This window comes from Tunicatimonas pelagia, from assembly GCF_030506325.1.
GTDB classification, from domain to species: Bacteria; Bacteroidota; Bacteroidia; order Cytophagales; family Cyclobacteriaceae; genus Tunicatimonas; species Tunicatimonas pelagia.
Genome location: NZ_CP120683.1, coordinates 1,547,294 through 1,568,734 on the forward strand (window position 1 = coordinate 1,547,294; position 21,441 = coordinate 1,568,734).

23 protein-coding genes are annotated in these 21,441 nt (G+C 45.5%); 8 read left to right on the top strand and 15 right to left on the bottom strand.

From position 1 onward, the window contains the following. Positions 1-25 precede the first annotated feature (25 nt). The gene (locus P0M28_RS06490) at positions 26-1,018 is read left to right on the top strand and encodes a universal stress protein (RefSeq protein ID WP_302208852.1); all 993 of its coding nucleotides are present in this window, start codon (positions 26-28) and stop codon (positions 1,016-1,018) included. Positions 1,019-1,059: 41 nt separating this feature from the next. Here the strand turns inward: P0M28_RS06490 and P0M28_RS06495 are convergent, their stop codons facing one another. Beyond that, complete coding sequence (locus P0M28_RS06495) at positions 1,060-2,187, bottom strand: glycerate kinase family protein (protein WP_302208854.1); 1,128 nt, start codon at positions 2,185-2,187, stop codon at positions 1,060-1,062. Between the two features lie 109 nt (positions 2,188-2,296). Here P0M28_RS06495 and P0M28_RS06500 point away from each other — a divergent pair, with 109 nt between their 5' ends. After that, positions 2,297-4,192 carry a TonB-dependent receptor plug domain-containing protein gene (locus tag P0M28_RS06500; RefSeq protein ID WP_302208856.1) on the top strand — a complete coding sequence of 632 codons (1,896 nt, stop codon included), beginning with the start codon at positions 2,297-2,299 and terminating at the stop codon, positions 4,190-4,192. Here P0M28_RS06500 and P0M28_RS06505 read toward each other — a convergent pair. Next, the gene (locus P0M28_RS06505) at positions 4,176-4,664 is read right to left on the bottom strand and encodes a hypothetical protein (protein WP_302208858.1); all 489 of its coding nucleotides are present in this window, start codon (positions 4,662-4,664) and stop codon (positions 4,176-4,178) included. The genes P0M28_RS06500 and P0M28_RS06505 overlap by 17 nt on opposite strands. Before the next feature lie 109 nt (positions 4,665-4,773). On the opposite strand from P0M28_RS06505, the gene P0M28_RS06510 reads away from it, so the two are divergent. Together P0M28_RS06510 and P0M28_RS06515 are read left to right on the top strand one after the other, a co-directional pair. Beyond that, positions 4,774-5,154, top strand: coding sequence for a hypothetical protein (locus P0M28_RS06510; RefSeq protein WP_302208859.1), 381 nt, complete (start codon positions 4,774-4,776; stop codon positions 5,152-5,154). Positions 5,155-5,218: 64 nt separating this feature from the next. Next, positions 5,219-5,962 carry a sulfite exporter TauE/SafE family protein gene (locus P0M28_RS06515; protein ID WP_302208860.1) on the top strand — a complete coding sequence of 248 codons (744 nt, stop codon included), beginning with the start codon at positions 5,219-5,221 and terminating at the stop codon, positions 5,960-5,962. A 21-nt stretch (positions 5,963-5,983) separates the two neighbouring features. On the opposite strand, the gene P0M28_RS06520 is transcribed toward P0M28_RS06515, so the two are convergent. The 7 genes from P0M28_RS06520 to P0M28_RS06550 all read right to left on the bottom strand — a co-directional run bounded on the left by P0M28_RS06520 (position 5,984) and on the right by P0M28_RS06550 (position 11,074). Continuing rightward, positions 5,984-6,202 carry a hypothetical protein gene (locus tag P0M28_RS06520; protein ID WP_302208861.1) on the bottom strand — a complete coding sequence of 73 codons (219 nt, stop codon included), beginning with the start codon at positions 6,200-6,202 and terminating at the stop codon, positions 5,984-5,986. Position 6,203: 1 nt separating this feature from the next. Then, positions 6,204-7,493: a S8 family serine peptidase gene (locus P0M28_RS06525; RefSeq protein ID WP_302208862.1), complete on the bottom strand. Its 1,290-nt coding sequence runs from the start codon at positions 7,491-7,493 to the stop codon at positions 6,204-6,206. Between the two features lie 12 nt (positions 7,494-7,505). After that, positions 7,506-8,081, bottom strand: coding sequence for a hypothetical protein (locus tag P0M28_RS06530; protein WP_302208863.1), 576 nt, complete (start codon positions 8,079-8,081; stop codon positions 7,506-7,508). Then, positions 8,081-8,764: a hypothetical protein gene (locus P0M28_RS06535; RefSeq protein ID WP_302208865.1), complete on the bottom strand. Its 684-nt coding sequence runs from the start codon at positions 8,762-8,764 to the stop codon at positions 8,081-8,083. The genes P0M28_RS06530 and P0M28_RS06535 overlap by 1 nt, the downstream gene beginning before the upstream one ends. Continuing rightward, entirely contained in the window at positions 8,764-9,585 is an 822-nt protein-coding gene (locus P0M28_RS06540) for a DUF2589 domain-containing protein (RefSeq protein ID WP_302208866.1), read from the bottom strand. The genes P0M28_RS06535 and P0M28_RS06540 overlap by 1 nt, the downstream gene beginning before the upstream one ends. 140 nt (positions 9,586-9,725) lie before the next feature. Further along, a complete protein-coding gene (locus P0M28_RS06545; RefSeq protein WP_302208868.1) occupies positions 9,726-10,445 on the bottom strand; it encodes a DUF6503 family protein in 720 nt (239 codons plus the stop codon). 182 nt (positions 10,446-10,627) lie between these two features. After that, complete coding sequence (locus tag P0M28_RS06550) at positions 10,628-11,074, bottom strand: DUF937 domain-containing protein (protein ID WP_302208870.1); 447 nt, start codon at positions 11,072-11,074, stop codon at positions 10,628-10,630. 101 nt (positions 11,075-11,175) lie between these two features. Here P0M28_RS06550 and lysM point away from each other — a divergent pair, with 101 nt between their 5' ends. Further along, a complete protein-coding gene (lysM, locus tag P0M28_RS06555; protein WP_302208871.1) occupies positions 11,176-11,637 on the top strand; it encodes a peptidoglycan-binding protein LysM in 462 nt (153 codons plus the stop codon). Between the two features lie 240 nt (positions 11,638-11,877). Here lysM and P0M28_RS06560 read toward each other — a convergent pair whose 3' ends face one another. From P0M28_RS06560 to P0M28_RS06570, 3 genes are read right to left on the bottom strand one after another with little or no spacing between them, the layout of a single operon-like run. Continuing rightward, positions 11,878-12,276 (bottom strand): hypothetical protein, encoded by a 399-nt coding sequence (locus tag P0M28_RS06560; protein ID WP_302208872.1) that lies wholly within the window; start codon positions 12,274-12,276, stop codon positions 11,878-11,880. A gap of 3 nt (positions 12,277-12,279) precedes the next feature. Further along, entirely contained in the window at positions 12,280-13,104 is an 825-nt protein-coding gene (locus P0M28_RS06565; RefSeq protein WP_302208873.1) for a hypothetical protein, read from the bottom strand. Positions 13,105-13,107: 3 nt separating this feature from the next. Then, positions 13,108-13,827 (bottom strand): head GIN domain-containing protein, encoded by a 720-nt coding sequence (locus tag P0M28_RS06570; RefSeq protein ID WP_302208874.1) that lies wholly within the window; start codon positions 13,825-13,827, stop codon positions 13,108-13,110. Between the two features lie 33 nt (positions 13,828-13,860). Here P0M28_RS06570 and P0M28_RS06575 point away from each other — a divergent pair, with 33 nt between their 5' ends. Continuing rightward, positions 13,861-14,646, top strand: coding sequence for a DUF1223 domain-containing protein (locus P0M28_RS06575; RefSeq protein WP_302208875.1), 786 nt, complete (start codon positions 13,861-13,863; stop codon positions 14,644-14,646). Here P0M28_RS06575 and P0M28_RS06580 read toward each other — a convergent pair. Both P0M28_RS06580 and P0M28_RS06585 read right to left on the bottom strand, forming a co-directional pair. After that, positions 14,618-14,926, bottom strand: a complete 309-nt coding sequence (locus P0M28_RS06580; RefSeq protein WP_302208877.1) for a hypothetical protein — start codon at positions 14,924-14,926, stop codon at positions 14,618-14,620. The genes P0M28_RS06575 and P0M28_RS06580 overlap by 29 nt on opposite strands. Before the next feature lie 87 nt (positions 14,927-15,013). Next, positions 15,014-15,208, bottom strand: coding sequence for a hypothetical protein (locus tag P0M28_RS06585; protein WP_302208878.1), 195 nt, complete (start codon positions 15,206-15,208; stop codon positions 15,014-15,016). A 134-nt stretch (positions 15,209-15,342) separates the two neighbouring features. Between P0M28_RS06585 and P0M28_RS06590 the strand changes: the two genes are divergently transcribed. Further along, the gene (locus tag P0M28_RS06590) at positions 15,343-16,011 is read left to right on the top strand and encodes an XRE family transcriptional regulator (protein ID WP_302208880.1); all 669 of its coding nucleotides are present in this window, start codon (positions 15,343-15,345) and stop codon (positions 16,009-16,011) included. Positions 16,012-16,041: 30 nt separating this feature from the next. Continuing rightward, on the top strand, positions 16,042-17,937 hold the full coding sequence (locus P0M28_RS06595) for a hypothetical protein (RefSeq protein WP_302208882.1): 1,896 nt from the start codon (positions 16,042-16,044) through the stop codon (positions 17,935-17,937). A 31-nt stretch (positions 17,938-17,968) separates the two neighbouring features. On the opposite strand, the gene P0M28_RS06600 is transcribed toward P0M28_RS06595, so the two are convergent. Next, on the bottom strand, positions 17,969-21,358 hold the full coding sequence (locus tag P0M28_RS06600; protein WP_302208884.1) for a VCBS repeat-containing protein: 3,390 nt from the start codon (positions 21,356-21,358) through the stop codon (positions 17,969-17,971). Between the last annotated feature and the right edge of the window lie 83 nt (positions 21,359-21,441).

The window sequence follows — 21,441 nt, forward strand, 5'->3', positions numbered from 1 at the left end:
TTGAGAAACGTCACGTACTTTACTCATGTTAACCACACAAACCAACCGGTTTGTTAACTTTAAAGGAGGATTGAATTATATGCATCCTGTAAGAAAAATTATGGTAGGGCTAGACACCACCGAAATGGATACTTCGTTGATCCAGTTCGCTTCATTTTTAGCCCGAACCGGGTCGGCCGAATACGTTCACTTTGTGAATGTTATTAAGCGTACCCCACTGCCCTCTCCACTTCGCCAGGAGTTTCCCGATTTACTAGAAAAAGCGCAGGTTGATCGTCGGCGTGAACTAGAAAAGAAAGTAATTGAACATTTTGACCTAACGCTACCGGCCAAAGTAAAAATTTCTATTGAAGAAGGGGCTATGCCTTCTAAGCAAATTCTAAAATTAGCCAATAAGCATAGCGTCGATGCTATTGTTGTAGGCCGGAAAAAAGATTTCAAGAACAATAGCGTAGTTACGCAGCGTTTAGCCCGACGGGCTACTTGCTCGCTACTGATTGTACCGGAGCGCGAGTACACCAGGGTTAGTAAACTACTGGTAGCAGTTGACTTTACCAAAGAGTCAGTGGCTGCTTTGGAAGAAGCTTTGTCCGTAGTGCGTCGGGAGCAGGCAACGGGTAACGAAGTAGAAATTATTTGTCATCATGCTTACCAGGTACCGGTAGGCTACCACTACTCAGGAAAAACTTTTGAAGAGTGTGGCGATGTAATGGGTGATCATGCCCGCAAAAAATACAAGAAGTTCATCAAAAAAGTAGATACTACTGGGGTGAAAATCACTCCGAGCTTTTCGTTAGTGAAAAATGACGATGTAGTAGGTAACATTTACAAAACTGCCCAAAAATGGGACGCTAGTTGTATCGTGATTGGTGGTAAAGGAAAGTCGGCTTCAACAGCCTTGTTTCCTATTGGCACTACTACTGAAAAGCTAGTAGAGAGAGATTCGGAAATTCCGTTGCTCATTGTGCGTCACAAGCACAAAAATGCCGGATTGATTGATATGCTTCAGCGTATTTAGAAAATTTTAGTAACCAATTACCCAACCGTAGGCTGTTTAGTCTACGGTTTTTTTATGGCCAAAAGGTTTCCAATTTGATAGGCGGTTCGTTCCAGATTCTCCGCAGTATGCTTTAGGGCTTTTTCTAATAATTGCGGCCGGGGGCCAATGGGGAAAATGGCATCGTAGTCAGGGTAATTTTGGGGTGCGTAGTCTTTCGGAACGCTACCTACTAGTATGATTACAGGCTTGTGCTGGGTTTGTGCTCGCTGGGCTACGTAAAAGGGTCCTTTTCCGCCCTGCGTTTGCTGATCCAACGCCCCTTCGGTAGTAATCAGTAAATCGGCTTGGTCTAATGCTGCTTGAAACCCAGTTTTTGCCAGCAGAAACGCTGTACCGTTTACCAAATCAGCGTCAAAGAAAGCGTACAGAGCCGCCGCTACGCCTCCGGCAGCCCCTCCTCGGGGCAAATGAGCAATATCTTTTCTTAAGTGTTTCTTAACTAAGTCACTATAGCGCAGAAAATACTGCTCAATTTCTACCACCAGCTCCGGCGAAGCCCCCTTCTGGGGCCCAAATACTTCTGCTGCTCCCACTAGCGTATTGGTCACATCGCAGGGAACCGTAATTCGGCAGTGTTTTAGTCGGTCGTCTAATCCGCTTACATCAATACTCCCCAGAACTGCTAACCCGTCCGAACCCCGAGGAACTTCGTTTCCGCTATCATCCGTCAGCTTCGCTCCCAGTGCCTGAACAATTCCCAATCCACCGTCTACGGTAGCACTTCCGCCTACTCCCAGCACAATTTCACGCACCCCCTGGTTTAGTGCTTCCTGAATGAGTTGTCCGGTGCCGAAGGTGGACGTTTTACACGGGTCGCGTTCGTCGGCAGAAAGCAAACGTAGCCCGGAAGCTTCGGCCATTTCAATTACAGCAGTTTTCCCGCTTTGAATGAGTCCGTAAGCGGCTTTCACCGGGCGACCCAGCGGATCTTCTACCGTAGCGTATTTTTTTGCACCATTCGCCTGTGATAGCATCACTTCCAGCATACCGTCGCCTCCATCAGCAATAGGCTGCAATGTACACATCGGCTGTAAATGGCTTCGTTCTAACCCACGTTGAATCGCTTGAGCAGCCTGCACCGCATCCAAGCTATCTTTAAAAGCATTGGGGGCAATTAAGATTTGCAAGAGTGTTTTATTTTCATTGCTTTCTCATTGCAATCTAGGATTTATCTGTTGAGTGGCAATCCTTTCTCAGACTTTTCCTAATATTGCCCCCACATTAGGTAACTACACGATGAAGAAACATTTACTAGCCGTAACCTTGGTGTTGGTCTACGGTACGCTTACTGCTCAAGAAGATTCTATCCGCACTATCGAAATGGCCAATGTGGTTATTTCCGAAAACCGAATGCAAACCCCATTCTCTGAGTCGGCTCGGAGCATCCATTTGGTAACGCGAGAAATGATTGAAACCACTCCCGCTCAAAGCATCAACGAATTACTGAGCTATGTGCCAGGAGTAGATATTCGGCAGCGAGGTCCCGCCGGAGTTCAGGCCGATTTACGTATTCGGGGTGGAACCTTTGAACAAGTGCTGGTGCTAATCAACGGAGTGAAAGTAAGTGATCCGCAAACCGGACACCACTTGCTCAATCTACCGTTAGACCGAAACAATATTGAGCGCATTGAAGTGCTAAAAGGTCCCGGAGCCCGGGTTTACGGACAAAATGCGTTTGCCGGAGCCATCAACATTGTCACCAAAGTACCCGAACAACGCTCGGTGAATGCGGGAGTGTACGGAGGCGATTTTGCGGGAGGGTATGGCCAGGATGTGGGCTCTTGGGGTGCTAACGCCGGAATTTCACTGCCCGGAGAAAATTATGGTCAATACGTATCAGTGGCGCATGATCGGTCTGATGGCTATCGACCTAATTCAGACTCCCGAATGACTAACCTCTTTTACCAGTCTTACGCTAAAACGCAGTTGGGCACGCTTAACTTTTTGGGTGGTCATACTTTGCGCGACTTTGGAGCCAGTGGATTTTACGTAGAAAACTCAGAAGAGTACGAAGAAACCCGAACTTCTTTAGTTAGCGTTGATCTTGACGCTGAAATTAGTGAGTGGAACGTTCGCCCTCGGCTGTACTGGCGACGCAATCACGACAACTATCTATTTGTCCGTAGCAATCCCGCCGCATTCAATAACATACACACTACGCACGTAGGTGGAGCCGAAGTGAATGCTACTCGGATAAACCAATGGGGGTTGACCGGATTAGGGATAGAATTTCGCAACGAGTACATTAATAGTAACAATATACGGCAAGTACGGGACGATACCGGGGCGGTAGTTGATACAGTTACCGGACCGGCTCTGGGAGAATGGAACCGCAGTATCTTGGGTCTGTTTGCCGAACACCGCTTCTACCTTTTCGATCGGCTGGATGTAACTCCGGGTTTGTACGTAAATTGGTTTTCTGATTTTGGCTGGAACTACTTTCCCGGCTTAGATGCCAGCTACGATATAACCCGGGAGTGGAAACTCTACGGCAACGTAGGTCGCTCCTTCCGCATTCCGACCTACACTGATTTATACTACAATGGTCCCAGCAATGTGGGCAACGACCAACTGGAGCCGGAGAAAGCCTGGACGTACGAGGGAGGTGTAAAATATTTTGGCGAATACGTTTGGGGGCAAGTCAGTTACTTTTACCGCGATGGTTCTCAATTGATAGATTGGGTTCGAACCAGTTCTGAGCAACCTTGGCAACCGCAAAACTTCTACAATGTAGCTACCGATGGTCTGGAAGTGGAAGTAAACGGAAGGTTCGATAACGAGCATTTTGTGCAGGCTGCTTCCTTAAGTTATACCTACCTCAATGCCAACTTAGGTCAAACCGAGGGAGTAGAATCCCGCTACTTGCTCGATCATTTAAACCACCAATTTATTGCTTCACTAACCCACCGCATTTGGAACAATGTGCAGCACAGCGCACGCTTACGCTACTTAGATCGTATGACCCAAGCGGATTATTGGGTGCTGGACAGCCGGGTCTATTATCAGACTGGCACATGGGATGCGTTTGTGGAGGCTACTAACATTACCAATACCGAATACACTGAGGCCGGATTTGTGCAAATGCCCGGACGCTGGCTGCGACTGGGAGTAAACGTTAGGCTTCAGTATTAATTGGCTTGGGGCTGACCAAAATTATAACCAACCAAACCAATACGCCCACAAACAACAGTGGCCCTACCCACATTACCCAGTTGAACTGCCCAATCTGATAATCGCCCTGATTGTTGAAGAGAGAAATGTAACTCACTGTACAAATCAGAAAGATATTAATGACAGTAGTAAAAGCCGCAAACCAGTTTTGGATACGATCTTTGAATAGTTCGGAGCGGTAAAAAACGGAGGAAGAGGCGGGTAAGGCATTTAGCATTCGGAATGAAACCAGACAAATAATATTCACGAACACAAAAGCCCCCAGTGCTAAATAGAAGAACATCTCCCGATCAATCAGCTGATCGGGATTACCATCAGCATCGGCTTGTATTCCTACCTGAACGGGCAAAAATGCATAGCTAAACGAAAGAGCCACCAAAAAGCCCAAAAAGGTAAGTACCCAAGCAAGCTTAACAAATTTATCAGTATACATAGGTGTGCGAAGATACGTCGGATACCTAACCCAAAAAAGCCCAAAAGATGTTTATTCTCCTTAGCTTTTACCCGAACAAAATGAAGTAGCGAATAGTTAGTGAGTTGCTATGTTCAAACTATCCCGCAGTCTGCTGCTTTTATCCTTTATCTTGCTGGCCAGTTACTGTAAACCTACCCCCAAAGATATTCCTGGCTTTGATGAGACCCTCTTTCGGGCCGACCAAATGGGTTGTCAGGGGGAACGCGCCCAGATGAGGGAAATAATCACCCAGATCGATACTGCTTTGAAAGGAATGTCGCAGAAGCAGATACAGGCTACCCTGGGCAAACCCGATCGCCACGAACTAGCTCCCCGCAGTCAGAAGTATTTTGTGTACTACATTGATCCCGCTCCCGAATGCCCCAACGGCGCTGAAAATCCTTTTACTATGCTCATTCGCTTCTCAGCCCTAGATCGCTCTACCGAAGTGAGCTTTCAGAATTACTGATATCAGTGGATAGTGGATACGTGATAATTGAAAATGATTAATTTTCAATTTGTAATTTGCGCCAATGGACTTTACTTCACTCTCGCTGCTCGAATGGGGCTTAGTTATTCTTTGTGCCATGCTGGTGGGTATGTCTAAAACCGGAGTGATGGGAGCTGGACTCATGGTTATTCCAGTGTTGGCGAGCATTTTTGGGGGAAGATCGTCGACCGGCTTTTTACTACCTATGCTTTCAGTGGCCGATATTTTGGCGGTACGCTACTATAATCGGCACGCCCAATGGTCGTATCTGGTTCGACTTTTTCCCTGGACGATGGCTGGAATTGCGCTGGGAGTATGGTTTGGCGACGTGATTTCGGATGAGCAGTTTAAAGCCTCCATTGGAGTTATTATTTTTATCTGCTTGGGACTGCTGCTGGCGCGAGACTTCCGCCAGGAATCGCTGAATGTACCCAACTACTGGTGGATTTCAGCCTTAACAGGCACATTGGGCGGATTTGCTACCATGATTGGCAACGCAGCAGCCCCCATTATGGCGATCTACCTACTCTCTATGCGATTACCCAAGAACGACTACATTGGCACTGCCGCTTGGTTCTTCTTAATTATCAATTTACTAAAAATCCCCCTCCACGTTTTTATTTGGCATACTATCACGCTAGACACAGTAAAGGTGAACGCTATGATGGTTCCGGCTATTGCTCTCGGAGCTATCCTAGGCTTTCGAGTTGTACGAATACTTCCCGAGCGGGCTTATCGTATCTTCCTTATTATTTCTACCGCAGTATCTGCCTTCTTCCTTTTTTAGAGGCAAAAGAACTACTTTTTGCTAATCGTCCGACTGCGCGGTGAAATTGCTGTCGGGCTCAACGTGCGTAACGTACTTTAAGTCTTTGGTATCTAGTGGGTAAGAACATGCTAACTTGATAATACTGAAGTTTGGAATAAACCCTACGATCTCAATATCATGCTCTGCAAAGTGCGCTTTTACCTCATCGTTAAGTTCAAACCCTGGGTCTACAATACCTAAATATACATTCTTCTTCATATCAAATAGCTTGAACCAGCCCCTGCCCCACGTCTCTTATAAGCTGATCCGGCAGTGATTTTACGTTCTTTTCTAACTTCAGCCAAATCTCCGCTGCCGATAGCGAAGGAAACGCCTCGCAGTACAAAGCAGCTATACCGGCAACATGTGGGGTAGCCATACTGGTTCCGCTCAGTCGGACGTAAAGTGCCCCATCCGATGCATTCTCCGAATAAGTGCTAAACACATCTACTCCAGGGGCAGCGATATCTACCTTACCACCATCGCCCGCGTTAATGCCACCGTTGGAGAAACTAGCTACATTGAGTTGACGATCAACCGCCGCTACCGCCATAATAGACTCTGCATTGGCCGGACTACTCACCGGACGGGGCATATTGGGACGACGACTATCGTTACCCGCCGCCGCAATTAGCAAGCAATTATTCTCCAGGGCTTTTCTACCTACCTGTTCAAAAATAGGCGATGGAGCTTGACCCACCCTTACGGGCGAACCTAACGACAAAGATACGATACGGCACTTCTTCTCCAGGGCCCAATCAATGGCATCAACAATACCACTGGTGCTACCACTTCCTCTGTCTGATAGTACTTTACCGATAACCATCGTTGCCTCGTGCGCCATGCCGTAGCGCTTGCCGTCTTGTTGAGTTACCGAACCCAAAGCGGTGCCTACGCAATGAGTACCGTGTCCATTACCATCGGCATCCCAGGCTTCGTTCGGAATGAATGACTTTCCCTCTACCACACGACCCGCAAAATCAGGATGAGCAGCATAAAGACCGGTATCCAGAACAGCCACGTTTACTCCTTTTCCGGTGAATCCATCTTTTTTTAGCGCTACAGCATTCACTCCCCAGGTAGCCGTTTCCCACTGGGTACCGTTTTCGTTTTCACGGACTTTAATCATTTCCTCCAGTTGCTCAATCTGTTGCTGTAGCAACTGCTGAGTTTGCTTAATCTCCCGTAATTGCTCCAGTTCATTTGCTGTGCGAAACTCTCGCTCTTCTTCCCAGTAAAGCACGGCACTGCTTGAAGTTGCCGCTCGCTGAAGTTTGGCTTCTTCTATATTGTCAACTACAGCAATGTTCAAGTGATTAAACAGTAGCCCAGTGTTGCTGTCTAGCACCTGATGGGCTCGTAAGGTATCACTTAACTCTTCGGAAGAGGTAAGTTGTACACCTAGTTCTTTCTGAACCTTCTTAATGGCCTGATTGGAGTGGCTTTTTAGCAAGACCACATAACGGCCGGGTTTGGCTTGATTTTTTATAGCGGTGGGTTGTGCTGGCATAGGATAGTTGGTTTATTGAATTCGGGTAAATATCTTATCTACTAAAATATAAATATCGTGCTCGGTAATCCGAAGCTTTATATTTCTTTCTACTAATTTTAGCGAAGCTTGTTGCATTAACATTTGCCACACTGATTCGATGCGACCAATATCGCCGGCCAACTGTAAGTCTGCCTCGGTAAGCAACTTTGACTGCAAGGCAGATAAAACAACCTGCCCCAAGGTTTCATTCGTTTCTTCTAGTATCTGTTCAACCTTCGTAAGGGCTTGCTGTAAGCTTCCCGTTACGTTAGAAAGGGTATGAAAGGCGGCTATCCAAGTGTTTTCCCGTTTGCCTACGCGTAGCTTCTCTAGCGTTTGCGGATTAACGCCTTTTAGTGCGGTTTCGTAATAAACCCGCTGTCGGCTCATCTCAACCTCGTTACTAGCATCTCCTATCTGCTGAAAAAATTCCTGGCACTCCTCTAGCAAGCTTAGATAGAGAGATTCAAATTCAAACGAGCGAGCAATGTACTGTTCATTTAGCGCGCTGATCCGGTTCAGAAAACCTTCTAGTTGCTGCTTTTTGTAATGAACAAATACTTTCATCACTCAAATATAATCTCCTCAAATTCTCTTCCGTCGGCGTTTCTACCCTTAACAATACGTAACCCTTCTTCTACCATTTCTACGTTCAGCTTTACGAGTATCTTATTCTCATCCGCTTCGTTAGTGTCGGGGTCAATATAGATATTGTTGAGTTTAGCTGAGACCACCTGATAGCGGTTCTGCATAGTGGTTTTTAGCAGCGAAGCCAACTCTTGCTTCTCCTCTTCATTGTTATTGGAAGCTAATGAGTCCGTTTCTTTTACGAAAGAGCCAAAGTCTACCCGGGTCATCAATTCGGTTGGCTTACGAATGAACCGATAATCGCGTTTTTCCAAATCTTTAACAATACCGGTGAATTTATGATCCTTGAGTTGTGCTTTAGCAATCGGACTAATATTTAATTTTTTAGCTTTATTGATTTCGGTAATCTTGGTGTTTAGCTCATCTACGAAGGAGTCTTCGTCCATTTTAAAGTTAAACTTAGTCTCGGCATCTAATTCAGATATTTTAACGGGTATCTCCAGTTTAACGGAGGGCATGGTAAAGCGCGGCACCCTAAAGTAGCGAAGGTATTCGTGTTCGGCGTAAGCTTTCGCCACTTCTACCGACTGCTCATCGGCCAGCTTACGAGCCTGAATTATCTCACTGTGAAGATAATTCAGGTAGTCTGAAAGTTTAATCATTATCCTCCAGCCAGCAGATTAAGCACATTTTCCAAGCCAGCGGGCATTTCGTCGTTCGTGGCTTTCACCTTCACACCCATTGTGTACTGTTTTTCCACTTTTACTCCGGTACTGGCTGAACGCCGGTACGATGCCGAAACCTTAAATTTCACTGGCCCCCAGCCACCTTGACCACTGGCATTGAGACCAAAAGAGTTACTTACATCTTTAGAAAATACTGAATTAAGCTTCACATTAAAGTCAATATCTACGGTTTCGATGCGTAGGCTGGGAATATTCAGTATGGAAATAAAGGGTACATTAATTTTAATATCTTCCGGAGTGCCGTCTTCGCCAGTCTTCTTATAGCTAAAGTCTACCATTCGAATTTGCTCCTGATCGTCAAAGCCAACCTCTTTAATAAAGTTGACGGTTGACATAGATGCATTGGCTTGGGCGTTTACTGCTGCCGTTAGTGGCCCGCTGATAAGTTTTTCAAAATCAATGCTACCTAGTTCGGCGGCAAAATTGGCGTCAGCAGCATTCATCGTTCCAAATGAGCCATCGTCGCCTTCCATCAGATTGAAGACACCACGTAGTACTTCTTGAGGCAAATTTTGCATGCCATTCTCCCACTGAGAATCGTATTTAGCCAGATAATCCTCCAGCACACTAAGCTGCTCGCTCTTTTTTAGGTCACTAAATTCCGAAGGTTCTACACCACTGATGTTGGCCCGCTGATCGGCCGGAATAATGGAGGTAAGATGCGTAAAGATTTGTTCCAGCTCAGACTTGGTCTTCTTGCTAAGATCTTGTTCTAATACTTGCTTCAGGGAGTTCATAAAGTTTGGCTTATCGAGGTGATACAATTGTTTGATAGTAGTGTATGCTGTCTACTCAATTGTCACCTATGATGCACCATCTTTTTGATATCAACCCATGAAACACACTTTTCTTAATGGTTGGCAACCAGTGGTTACTATCAATCAACTAATGTGTCGGTAGCTAAGTATTGATTGTCTTTATTATAATACCAGGCTCGTACTTTAGGCATTTTTATACCGCTGACCGTCGCTTCCTCAGAAAGCAAGATATACTCGCCACTGTCGGGGAGCATTTCACCAGATTCATTAGTTTTATAGAACTGATATACTTGCAGGGCGTAGGTTTCGGGGTGGAAATAGAAGTACCAAACATCGCTGCCCACATCGGCATTGTAGGTGGCTTTTAGTACCAAGTACTGCTTTCCCTGAAACTCCTTTTGCTCTACCGGATGGTTAATGTTGGTTCCAGGGTCTCGCAACTTCATGGGTAGGCCGTACAAGTAGGTGTAGTAGTTTTTGTACATGGCTCCCCGTTCACAACTCATATCTGTTGACTGAGCCACCGTACCATCAATGAGTTCACCCTGATAAAGCATCTGACAATCAGATTGATCGATAATGTATTGAGTGGTGATAGTATCTCGTTCAGCTTCAAGACTAAAGTAATCTTCAGGTAAATTAATGGCAACCCGACTTTCTCGCTTGGGGCTATTTGGCCTCGTCATTACCACCGTAAAAGCATCATTAAAAGTTACCCACTGGCCATCAGGATCGTGATACGCAATTGCTCTTTCTAACAATTCTGAAGCGGTGAGGTCTTGGCTCAGAGCAGCAGCATTAAGTACAAAAGACAGAACAAGGGTGAGGGTATATTTCATAGCACAAGGTAGCCTCAGATTGTAGCAATCGCTATTTTTTCGCGTATTACTGCACCTTCATCTCCTGAAAAAAGGATAAAGACCCCACTCAGCTTCTTGAACTGAGTAATCAATGTGACTTTGCATAGGGACGTACGCAACAATACTACAAGTAGCTACAAAGATGTCGCCAGCCCTATCTACTACTTTCCGAACATTCCGCCTAAACCGCCGAGTAGTCCTCCAATGCCGGAGTCGCCACCGAAGCCTAGCTGCTCAATTAAATCGTTCTTGTCGCTTGCTTGCCCGGTTTCTTTAGCACTGAGTTTATTCATAATAAACGGAATAGCGATGTTTGCAATTTGCTTAGCAATTCCTTCGCCAATGCCCAGCTTACTGGCTAAATTCGTGACCAAACTGCTGGTGATGCTACTCACAATTGGGTTGCTGGTAGTGGTGGGAGCATTTCCGTTGAAAAGATCCATTACACCATCAAAATTTCCCTTCATTAATTCACCTTTCAAACCGTCAACTACAGTATCTTTGGTTACCCCTACGGCTTCGTCAGTTTTTGAAGTGTCTAGCTGCGTTTGTTCCTGAATGAGCTTAGCCATATGCTCTTTGCCCATGTTGATAATGTTGTCTAGCATACTATAAGATTTTAAAGATTTTGGTTGATTACATTCTGTAAACTGACTACCTTCAAACTTAGTTAATCGATTCTTTACGACCAAACCTAAATTTTTTATCTATGGGACTTATTGATTTCTTCAAAAACGCAGGAGAAAAAATCTTCGGTGGCGAGAGCGAAGAGGAAAAAAAAGAGAAACTGGTGAAGCACGTCACTTCTCTAGGGCTACCCGTGGAGGGGCTTTCTATCAGCGTAGACGACGAAACTGTTACAGTGAAGGGAAAAGTTGATAGTGTGGGACATTCGGAAAAAATTGCTTTGGCTGTCGGAAATGTAGAAGGCGTAAGTAAGGTTGATAATCAGCTGACTGTAGAAACTCCTGAACAAGTAGAACCCGAACCACAGGCTACCTACCACACGGTAGAGAAAGGCGATTCGCTTTCTAAAATCTCCAAAGAAGTATACGGTGACCCTATGAAGTACAACGCTATTTTTGAGGCGAACAAACCAATGCTAAAGCATCCGGATAAGATATATCCCGGACAAGTACTGCGGATTCCACCGAAAGAAAGCCTTGCTTAGTTAATGACTGATGAATAATGATTAATGAATAGTGGTTATCACGAATAATTTTGTAAGACGATTTTGCTGTTAGACTTCTTGCTTTCTCCCCCTTGGCGAAGCCGACGCGGCGCGGGAGGGAGGGGATTACTACCATACTGAGCACAAGCCTGGAGAATCCTGACTATTTGTTCATGATAATGTCTAATAGTCCGTATGCATTCATCATCAATCATTATTCATTAGTCATTATTTATCACTTCAGGTTTCAGGATTAACTTCCTGCGTCAGCTCCGATAGGGAAGAAATAATAGCTAATGGGCTTTGGCTGACTACGGCTCCGCCCAACATAACTACTTTGGCGGCAATGCCAATGACCTTTTCTACCCTTTGCGTGTTTTGTAAAGCCTGATGCACTTCATCCGTCACCTGATTCATTTCGGTTAACTCACTATCTACCTCCTTTAGTTTGAGTACCGATGATAAGGCTAGTAAATCATCTGAGTAACTGTAGATAGAGCGTTGCAAGTGGCTCAATTTCTGATGCTGAGACTTGGTTAGGGTTTCCCAATTATCTTCCCGAAACTGCCCCAGCGAGGTAACGATACGGAAAAATTGCTTAGAAAGCTCCTTTACTTGCTCGGCGGTAAGGGCAGGCATACGCTAAAAGTTGAATTTAGACAATAACTGCATTCGTTGCAGTTGGCTAGTGTAGTGCACTACGGCCTCTATTGCCGTCTGCTGTTGTAAGTCACTTCGTTGCTGGTAAACCGCCTCATGTCCTTCACCTACCGTTTGTAAAGCTTCGGCGTACTGCTGCAACCGATACTGCTGAGTTTCGTATTCCAGTACTTGATCCATGTAGGTGGAAATTACCTGCTGCTTTTCTAAGAATGACTGCGCTGAATCTAGCAGCTCACGGGAATAAAAGAAGTGCATTTTCTGCTGCCGATTAATTGATTCTACCAGTAAATCATTCAGCACAAATTGGTACGCTTCTAGCAGCGTTTGTACTGAGCCGTTCGCCCGAGCAATCAGCTCTCGGGCTTTCTTCCGACGACTACGCTCAGTAAACCCGGTTAAACTAAGCTGGGCTAGTTCTTGATATGCCGCAACCAAGTCGCCCTGTTCGGCTAGCCACGGATGCGACTGCAACGCATCACCCAGCGGAGCTAAGGAGGCCGATGATCTTTCTGACGCCACTAGTTGGTGCAGTGCCAGCAAATAGTGCGTAAGTGCCTCACGAATCTGTATCAGAGTAGTATCGGCTTGCTGTTGTAGCTCACAACCTTCCTGAAAATTGCGCGTAAGTTTTCCTTCTTGGAGCAATAGCATTCGCTGCCGTTGTTGGCAAGTTTGGTAGAAGGTTGGCTCCAGTTGCGCCCCTTGAGCCAAAGTTTCGGTAGCTTCAGCGGTAAATTGCTGAACGTGGGTAAGTGAATAGCATCCCGATACTGCTAGGCCAACTACTACTACAAGCAATCGCATTAGCTAGTAGTCGGCTTTAATAGAGGCAAATCCCGATTTATCAAAGTACGTTCTTCGGGGTTCGCCCCGGTACTTTACCGCAGCCCCAAAACCATTAGCTTCAGCGCGTAGGCGTTCGCTAGCATGGACTCGTACCACTCCGGTACCGTTTACTTCCACATCGGCATCCTGGCAAGCCAATTCAAAAGCATCAATCGTACCCGTACCATCGTTGACGATATTAATTTCTTGGGCATTACCCGAGAGGTTCATATTGGCCGTTCCCGCTGACTCAATGTCTAACGAGGCCACATCCAGTGCTAGCTCCACCTTTCCCATTCCTTCTACTTGCAAACGAAACCGATCGGAGTGAATAACGTCTTCGGAAGACACCTGAACTAACCCTACAATTTCCAGGCTACGCAGGGCAGGGTAACCAACGTATGCTTTGATCTTGGGCGCAATGTCTATCCAATCGTTACGATCTTGCTCATAGGTAATACGTAGAGTACGTCCGTGGATCTCCGTTTTAATCTGCCGTAAATCATCTCGCTCCGAGGCCTCTAACTGTAGATGGGGATTATTATCTTGATACAGCACTACTTCGCCCCGACCTACAAATTCAATCTTATCAAAATCAGCTAAATCTTCGTAGGTTTCGTGCTGGGCAGATACCGTAGCCGGATAAAGTAAGCCGACCGACAAAAGTAAAGATAGCAGGAAGAATAATGGACGAGTATACATAAGGTTGCGTTTTTTCTGTTAAAATACGAAAATATGAAATATTCGTTTTCTTTTACTGTGGTGCTCTTGCTGGTGCTAGGATTCACCTTCTTGCTAGTTGCCTGGATTTCTCCTTCCCGTAATCTTACCCCAGCTTACGAATCGCCCGGGTTTGCGGTGGTGGAGCTATTTACTTCTCAGGGTTGCTCTAGTTGCCCTCCCGCAGATGCACTGCTCAGCGATATTGCCCAAAAGGCCGAACAGCAAAATTTACCGATACACGTGCTATCCTTTCACGTGGACTACTGGAACCGCCTGGGGTGGAAAGACCCGTATAGTCAGCCCGACTTTAGCGCACGCCAACGGCAATACACTCAAACTTGGCAAAATACCCAAATGTACACTCCCCAAATGACCATAAACGGTAATTCAGGATTTGTGGGCTCTCGTCAACAACAAGCTTGGCGAGACATCAATAGTACGTTAAAACAACCTGCCCATGCTTCTGTAGTGCTGCAAGCAACTACCACCAAAGAACAAGCTACTGTAGCGTATCAGGTACTCGGTGATTATCAGGGAAAAGATTTACAGATTGCCTTAGTAGAAAAGCATATTCAGACATCGGTGAGGCGAGGAGAAAACGGCGGTAAGATGTTGCATCACACCCACGTAGTTCGGGAGTTTAGCCGTCAGTCATTAAGCAGTTCTGCCCAAGGAAAAGCCAGGCTGCGCTTGCCACCTGACCTTCAACCAGCCAACGCACTAATTATTGCCTACGTACAAGACCGTGCCAACCTAAAGATTAGCGGAGCTACATCGGTGGCCCTGACCAATATTTGAGTTTGTCCTGCAAATTCACGCTTCTTTTATCAGTGCTAAGAAACTTCAACTGCTCTAGCTGCTCACGATCATGCTTAGCCTGTAGTTGTATTAACCGGATATGCTCCTGATACAACTGTTGGTGAGTACTTGCTTCCCGTTGCAGCGTATTTACCTTGTCTTGTAATTTCTTATGATCGCGATACACATCTTTAAGAAAAAAACTAAGGATGCTCACTCCAATGCCTAGTAAGCTTACTAGCAGGGCGTTTACAGTAAGTAATAGTTCTGAATTTTCCATAGGTACAATATATACCGTTCTTCCGTAGTTCTTTCCAATTTTTGTATTATTAAGACAAATTTTGCCTAATAATGCATATATTTAATTTTACTCATCACTATCCACTGGCTCACCTAATATTTCGTAGATAATTTGTACTTGTTTAGGAGTGTACGTATGGCCCTGACGCTTACCAATCCGCTCTTGGTGGGGCGTTAGCCAATTGGTTAGTGTTCGGGAAGTTACTCCATAGGAGTGAGCTAATTCTTGCTTGGTTTGTGGTTTGACTGATTTACGGCTCATGACTGAAAGGATAATAATTGAAACTAAGTAGTGTATAGAAAACGTATTTTAGACATATATTGTTATTAATACGACAATTTAGTATTTTTGATCGTATTTTTTAGTCTTTTTAAGAAAATTTGATTTGTGTACTAATGAATGATGCTCCTCTACTTCCTCTACGCCGTATCCGTAAAGAGCGCAACCTGAGCCAAGAAACGGTGGCTACTTTCTTAAATATCAAAACCACTACATACAGTAAAATTGAGCGGGGTATCATTCAAATTACCTTATCTCGGTTGTACGAACTGGCCGAAGTATTTCGCTTATCGCCCTACGAATTACTTAGCTACGAGGATGCCGATACGCTTTCAACTGCCGTCGATATTTCCAATATCACCTATGTGCCCGTTCACGCTCAAGCTGGTTTTCTGGATCACTTCGTAGATCAGCGTACCCCACCCGAAGGTATCTCGTTCAGCATTCCTACTTTTTCCGAAAAAGATTTGTATATGATTAGTGTGGAGGGCGATAGTATGTACCCTACCCTAATTCCGGGGGCGTACATTATTATCAAAGAGGTGAAAGATCACTATCTGTTGCAGTGGGGCGAGCCTCACCTGATTGTTACCACCGATGGACGGGTAGTAAAACGCGTACTCAAACACTCCGATGCTTCGCTACTCACGCTCTATTCGGATAATGACCTGTATCAGCCCTACGAGATTCAGCGGGAGAGTATTCTTTCGCTGTGGAAAGTAATTGGTATGGTATCCAAATCATTTACCCCCCAACGTAGCTCTCCTTCTCGCTACCCCAATTGATTTTTCAGCAGAATATTGCCAACTTCTGCCATGATTTACCTTCTACCCTTCTGGCAGTATTTTCTAGCAAATCTCCCTGTTAAGCAGCTTATTTTAGGGTTTACCTTGCTTATTAGCTGCCCTCTTTCGGCATTAGCCCAATTTGAACATCCGCGCAGCATTGTTACGCAAAGTCAGATGAAAATTATTCGGGAAAGGCTTAGCAACGAGCCTTACCAAACAATGATAGCAAATGTAATCCGCACCGGTGAGCAACATTTATCAGAAAGTAAAGAAAAGCAGAGCTACGACCCTTACCAAGAAAGTGACCGCCTGGGAGTTTGGGCGTACTTATACCTATTTACTGAAGAGCTACGCTGGGCTGATTTAGCTTGGCAGGCTACTGAAAAAATATTGGCCGATACAGTTTATCTAAAAAACCCGCTGGCTAAAGGCTTAACTCGGGCCCGACTGCTTCAAAAGCTGGCCTATGCCTACGACTTTTGTTACTCCGCTTGGTCAGAACCGCAGCGGCAGTTAGTAAATGATGCCTTATTCGAGGTGCTGTATTCGGTACACACAACAATGGGCTACGCGGCCAACTATAATATTGAAAGTAACTGGATGGGGGTTCGCTACGGTAGTGTTATTCTCGCCTCGCGCGTGTGGGACTGGACTGATACGATCAATTATACACGATCACCGGTGCTGCCACTTCAATGGGATGCCACCAAACGGCTGCAAGATCATATTCAGGCTAATGTTTACCCGAGCGGTTGGAATGTAGAAAGCATGTCGTACCATATTTATAACTGGACATTTGTTGGCCCTGCCCTCATCACGCTGCAAAATCAACTCCGTAGTTTTTCGGTGCTGGACTACGTACCTAATACTGAGCATTCCCTCCAAGCTCTAATGAGCTCCGTAGTTTCCATAAAAAATCGGTACAACCGAGGCTACACGGCTGATTTATCGGATGATGATATGATGTTCAGCACAGGTGGCGTGTTAGCGATGGGATTTTCGCTCTTCCCCGATGAGCAGCAGTCAGCTCTAAAGTGGATGCACGACTATTTGATCGAGCCAGAAAATTATCAGGCAAGCGATGGGCAACTGATGTACAGTCTTTTGTTTTATCCTAGCGATATTACGGCTCAAAACCCTGCTTCTTTACATTGGAACACTTTTGTGGGGGAAGAAACCGGAGTGGCGATCTTTCGCAATCGCTTCCAAGATGAAAATGATATTGTAGCAACTTACCACGCCAAAGCCAACCGTATTCGTGGCCATCAGGGGCCAGATACCAACACCATCCGATTGCTTGGTTTAGGGGTTCCCTGGATTATTGGAGGTGGGCGAACAGGGCTAACTGCCGGGCAGTCAAACCTGTTTCCGAGCGAAACTGAAACGGCAAAAAAAGACGACAAGGGTTTAGGGGAGTTACGCGACTACTCTTTTTTCAATGAAGGTTCGGGGGGATACGTATTCGGATCGGGCAGTGCTATAGGGACTCGTGACCACCGCCGACGCTTTTACGTAAATTTTGACCACCCTTCGGCGGAAGCTGTTTTCGTCGTTCAAGACTCTTCCGCTAACGGTCGCCGCTGGCGCATCAATACTCCGGAGTTCAATCAGTTTTCGGCAGCCGAAGATGGCTACACACTTACCGCGCCTAACGGTTCCAGTCTTAAATTCACAGTACTCAACGCCAACAAGCCGATTAAGCTAGATACTGGCAAGGTGCCCTACGGTGGCAAAACTAAGCAACATAACTTCGGAATTATCTACCAAGGAAAGAGCTATCCATTCAGTCGCTACATTGATGTACTGTGCGACCAAAATATTACGGTAGTAATGACTTTACAGCCAAAAGGTAAAACTCACCCTAAGGTTATATCTAAAGACGAGGAAATCTGGGTTGGAGAAAAAGCAGTAAGTGATGACTGATGACTGATGACTGAAAGTTATTTATTAATCGCTAATCATCAATCATTGCTCGGAATAGCTGCAACGACCCGTTGTTGTTGGCCACCACTAGAATATAGCCCGAAGAAGAACGCAACCATGCCAGTTTGCGAACATCACCCGGAACATAGAAACCACTTTCAGCCGGTGAGAGCGGATCAAAACTACCCTGACCATCGCCCAGCATCACTAGACCAGTACCCGCGTCCAAGCGGGGCGTTCGGGTTTCTACGCTATGAAGGTTACCAGCCAAAATAATATCCAAATGTTTATCCTGATTTACATCAGCGAGTAAAATATCGCGCACCGCAGAAAATTGAGCTTCGCTCGCTAGAGGCTTTATGGTCGTAATCTTACCATCCTGAATAGTTGCCCACGATGAGCTAAACGTTTGTGCCGAGTAATGTTCTGCTTGCTCTAGTTCAGCTTCGCCGATGAGTTGAGATAAAGTGGCTTGGGCGTAAGAATCGTAATTGGTAAACTTCTTTTTTACTTCCGGTAGTTGCTGATACATTCGGTCTCGTTCTTCAGTAGTGTAAAGTTTACCGTTCTGATAATAACCAAACAGCAAATCGGTAGAACCATTGGCATCAAAATCATCAGCATACATCTCGAAAGGTGATTGAGTAGAGGCTGAGTAGCGATAGTTTAAGCCCACATTACCCATCACCAGTTCGTCGGTACCATCCTGATTCCAATCGGAAGCAGCTAAACTAAACCACCAACCAGTAGATGCCAAACTATCAGAACTGAGTAATTTTAGTTGACTATCTTCGTTCGTGAATATTGTGGGTGATATCCACGTTCCTACCACTGCCAAAGCAGGTAATTCGTAGTTATCTAGCTCGATCCACTGAGCGTCTGTAATTAACTCAGCTTGCTTGAGATCGGGTAACCAAGTATCGGTTACACCCCGGAATGTACCTTGATTATTTTCCAGTAAATAGCTGCGAGCAGGTGCCGGATATTTTCCCGGAATTGTGTACCCACCCACAAATAAATCCTGATCGCCATCACTGTCAAAATCACTTGCAGCTACGCAGGTTCCAAAGGAAAGCATATCAGGCAGCGCTTTGTTAGCCCACCGGAAATTTCCTTTGCCATCATTTAGGTACAAATGATCCTGTAAACCTTCATCGTCCACCGCGTATTCGTTGCTTCCATTAACTACGTATAAGTCAGTGTCCTGATCGCCGTCGGCATCGAAGAATAGAGCATCAGTTGCCTCACTAGCAGCGTGTTGCTGCCAGGGTTGGCTACGCGCAGAAGTAAATCCTCCAGAAGCAGTCTGAATAAATAACGAACCAGATTGCCCGCTGGCTCCGCCTACAAAAAAGTCGTCTAGCCCATCGCCATTTACATCCGCCGTTGCTAGTGCTGGCCCAAAATCAGATAGCTTGTGAGGCAACAGAAACTCCCGATCAAAGTCGTCGAATTCTGATTCCTGGTGACGAAATGATAGATTCATTTGCTCAGTAATTTCTTCAAAAAGCGGGGTGCTAGTTACTTTAGAAGTAACCGAAACTGATGTAGCATTTTGGTATGAAAGCGTGAGAGTTTGATTCACTTTAACTTCATTCAAGGTTTGGCTCAAACCATCGGGCCAGATGATTTGTAAGCTATCAACTGGTTCATTGCCTAAACCGAAATGAAGGATAGGTTCTACTGAAGATTGGTAGCCCCGCGTAGGCTGCAACTGTCGCAGTTGAGATTTTTTTGCTTGATATACCATTACCTTCGCTCCAATCCCAAAGGGATTAGCAGCATTACCCCTAAGTTTTATTTTCAAATAAGAGTTACGCTCCGCCGGAGGACGGTTACGATAAATCGTAGCAAAATTGTCTAAATTGTTGATGACCAAATCCAGGTAACCATCATTATTCAGATCGGCGTAGGCTGCCCCGTTAGAGAAAGTTGCTTCTCCTAACCCCCAGGAATTACCGACACTCTCAAATGTTAAATCACCTTGGTTATGATAAAGATAATTCGCGATTTTCTGAGAGGGCATCTGGTTGAGTAGTGATTGAGCGGCTGGTTCGTTTAAATCCACAAAGCGGGCATTCATGGCTTCTAGTTCCTGATCAATACCCGCTACAAAATCGTTGTTAAGCACATCTTTACGCAAGCCGTTGGTGATGAATAAATCCTGCCAACCGTCGTTATCCATGTCGGCAAATAGCGGTGCCCAGCTCCAATCGGTTTGATCTACCCCGGCCAAACGGGCAATATTGCTAAATGCTGCTGATTTTGCGTTAGCATTGGGTGGAAGCGGAGTATTCAGTTGCAAGCTATTGTACATATACTGAAAGTGGTAGCCCTTTTCTACAAAATCCCAAAATTTAGCATCGCTAATACCCGCTAGGTTAGCTTTCTGCCGATACTGATCGGGAGCGGCCATATCTACCACCGCAATATCGAGCCAGAGATCGTTGTTGAAATCTGCCATATCTACGCCCATCCCGAAAAAGGAAATTTGCTGAGTAGCTTGGTGAATTGATTCGGTAAACGTCCCATCTTGGTTATTTAAATAGAGATAATCATGTTCGTAAAAATCGTTAGCTACGTAAATGTCATCCCAACCATCCTGATTAACATCGCCTACGGTGAGCCCCAGCCCGTAGCTATGTTGGGTTCCGATAATTCCGGCCTGTTCGCTAACATCCGTAAATTTTCCACCATCATTTCGGTATAGCTTATCGCCTACGTAGGGATCACGTTGGTTCGATTTAGCAAGCACTCGCCCGGTATAGGTCTCCATGCCGTGGTTAACCAGAAACATATCCAGATCACCGTCGCGGTCGTAATCAAAAAAAGCAGCTTGGATGGAGTAGCCCGGATCGTTAAGACCGTATTCTTCGGCTTGTTCTAAGAAAGCACCGTTTTTCTGATTGATATAGAGCAAGTTCTCTCGGTTTTCCGGCTTAAAGTTACCCGAACGACTTACGTAAATATCCAGCCAACCATCGGCATTTACGTCAGCCATCACTACTCCGGTACACCAGCTATTGCTACCCGATGGCAAAATATTAGCAGCAATGGAAATGTCCTCAAACTGGAACGAAGCCGACCCTCGGTTACCCTGATTACGATAAAGTTTGTTGGAAACCATATTACCCGTGAAGAACAGGTCAGTTTTGCCATCGTTATCAATATCTCCGGCAGCTACACCCCCACCGTTGTAGAAGTATTGGTAGAGTAAAATGTTACGAAAACGGTTTTCAGCCACTTCGTTAATGAAATAGATACCGGTTTGTTCCGACGTCAGCTTTTCAAACGTAGGATTCACGGGAAGAGAAGGCTCTACTTCAGCCTGCTCAGCCAAAGGCGTATTCGTAGATTCGGTGCTGCACGCAGATAGAATAATAGCGGATAAAAAAGTGTAAAGAATAGACTTCAGGCGCATAGGTTAGAGATTCACCACTTAAGCTACGAAAGATAAAACAAAAAAAGGGAAAGAGCCGTCTGCCCCTCCCCTTCTGACAAATC

Excerpts from the sequence above, each read along its gene's own strand:
- P0M28_RS06490 (WP_302208852.1), top strand. The coding sequence starts at position 26 with ATGTTAACCACACAAACCAACCGGTTTGTTAACTTTAAAGGAGGATTG.
- P0M28_RS06500 (WP_302208856.1), top strand. The coding sequence starts at position 2,297 with ATGAAGAAACATTTACTAGCCGTAACCTTGGTGTTGGTCTACGGTACG.
- P0M28_RS06505 (WP_302208858.1), bottom strand. The coding sequence starts at position 4,664 with ATGTATACTGATAAATTTGTTAAGCTTGCTTGGGTACTTACCTTTTTG.
- P0M28_RS06510 (WP_302208859.1), top strand. The coding sequence starts at position 4,774 with ATGTTCAAACTATCCCGCAGTCTGCTGCTTTTATCCTTTATCTTGCTG.
- P0M28_RS06515 (WP_302208860.1), top strand. The coding sequence starts at position 5,219 with ATGGACTTTACTTCACTCTCGCTGCTCGAATGGGGCTTAGTTATTCTT.
- P0M28_RS06520 (WP_302208861.1), bottom strand. The coding sequence starts at position 6,202 with ATGAAGAAGAATGTATATTTAGGTATTGTAGACCCAGGGTTTGAACTT.
- P0M28_RS06525 (WP_302208862.1), bottom strand. The coding sequence starts at position 7,493 with ATGCCAGCACAACCCACCGCTATAAAAAATCAAGCCAAACCCGGCCGT.
- P0M28_RS06530 (WP_302208863.1), bottom strand. The coding sequence starts at position 8,081 with ATGAAAGTATTTGTTCATTACAAAAAGCAGCAACTAGAAGGTTTTCTG.
- P0M28_RS06535 (WP_302208865.1), bottom strand. The coding sequence starts at position 8,764 with ATGATTAAACTTTCAGACTACCTGAATTATCTTCACAGTGAGATAATT.
- P0M28_RS06540 (WP_302208866.1), bottom strand. The coding sequence starts at position 9,585 with ATGAACTCCCTGAAGCAAGTATTAGAACAAGATCTTAGCAAGAAGACC.
- P0M28_RS06545 (WP_302208868.1), bottom strand. The coding sequence starts at position 10,445 with ATGAAATATACCCTCACCCTTGTTCTGTCTTTTGTACTTAATGCTGCT.
- P0M28_RS06550 (WP_302208870.1), bottom strand. The coding sequence starts at position 11,074 with ATGCTAGACAACATTATCAACATGGGCAAAGAGCATATGGCTAAGCTC.
- lysM (WP_302208871.1), top strand. The coding sequence starts at position 11,176 with ATGGGACTTATTGATTTCTTCAAAAACGCAGGAGAAAAAATCTTCGGT.
- P0M28_RS06560 (WP_302208872.1), bottom strand. The coding sequence starts at position 12,276 with ATGCCTGCCCTTACCGCCGAGCAAGTAAAGGAGCTTTCTAAGCAATTT.
- P0M28_RS06565 (WP_302208873.1), bottom strand. The coding sequence starts at position 13,104 with ATGCGATTGCTTGTAGTAGTAGTTGGCCTAGCAGTATCGGGATGCTAT.
- P0M28_RS06570 (WP_302208874.1), bottom strand. The coding sequence starts at position 13,827 with ATGTATACTCGTCCATTATTCTTCCTGCTATCTTTACTTTTGTCGGTC.
- P0M28_RS06575 (WP_302208875.1), top strand. The coding sequence starts at position 13,861 with ATGAAATATTCGTTTTCTTTTACTGTGGTGCTCTTGCTGGTGCTAGGA.
- P0M28_RS06580 (WP_302208877.1), bottom strand. The coding sequence starts at position 14,926 with ATGGAAAATTCAGAACTATTACTTACTGTAAACGCCCTGCTAGTAAGC.
- P0M28_RS06585 (WP_302208878.1), bottom strand. The coding sequence starts at position 15,208 with ATGAGCCGTAAATCAGTCAAACCACAAACCAAGCAAGAATTAGCTCAC.
- P0M28_RS06590 (WP_302208880.1), top strand. The coding sequence starts at position 15,343 with ATGAATGATGCTCCTCTACTTCCTCTACGCCGTATCCGTAAAGAGCGC.
- P0M28_RS06595 (WP_302208882.1), top strand. The coding sequence starts at position 16,042 with ATGATTTACCTTCTACCCTTCTGGCAGTATTTTCTAGCAAATCTCCCT.
- P0M28_RS06600 (WP_302208884.1), bottom strand. The coding sequence starts at position 21,358 with ATGCGCCTGAAGTCTATTCTTTACACTTTTTTATCCGCTATTATTCTA.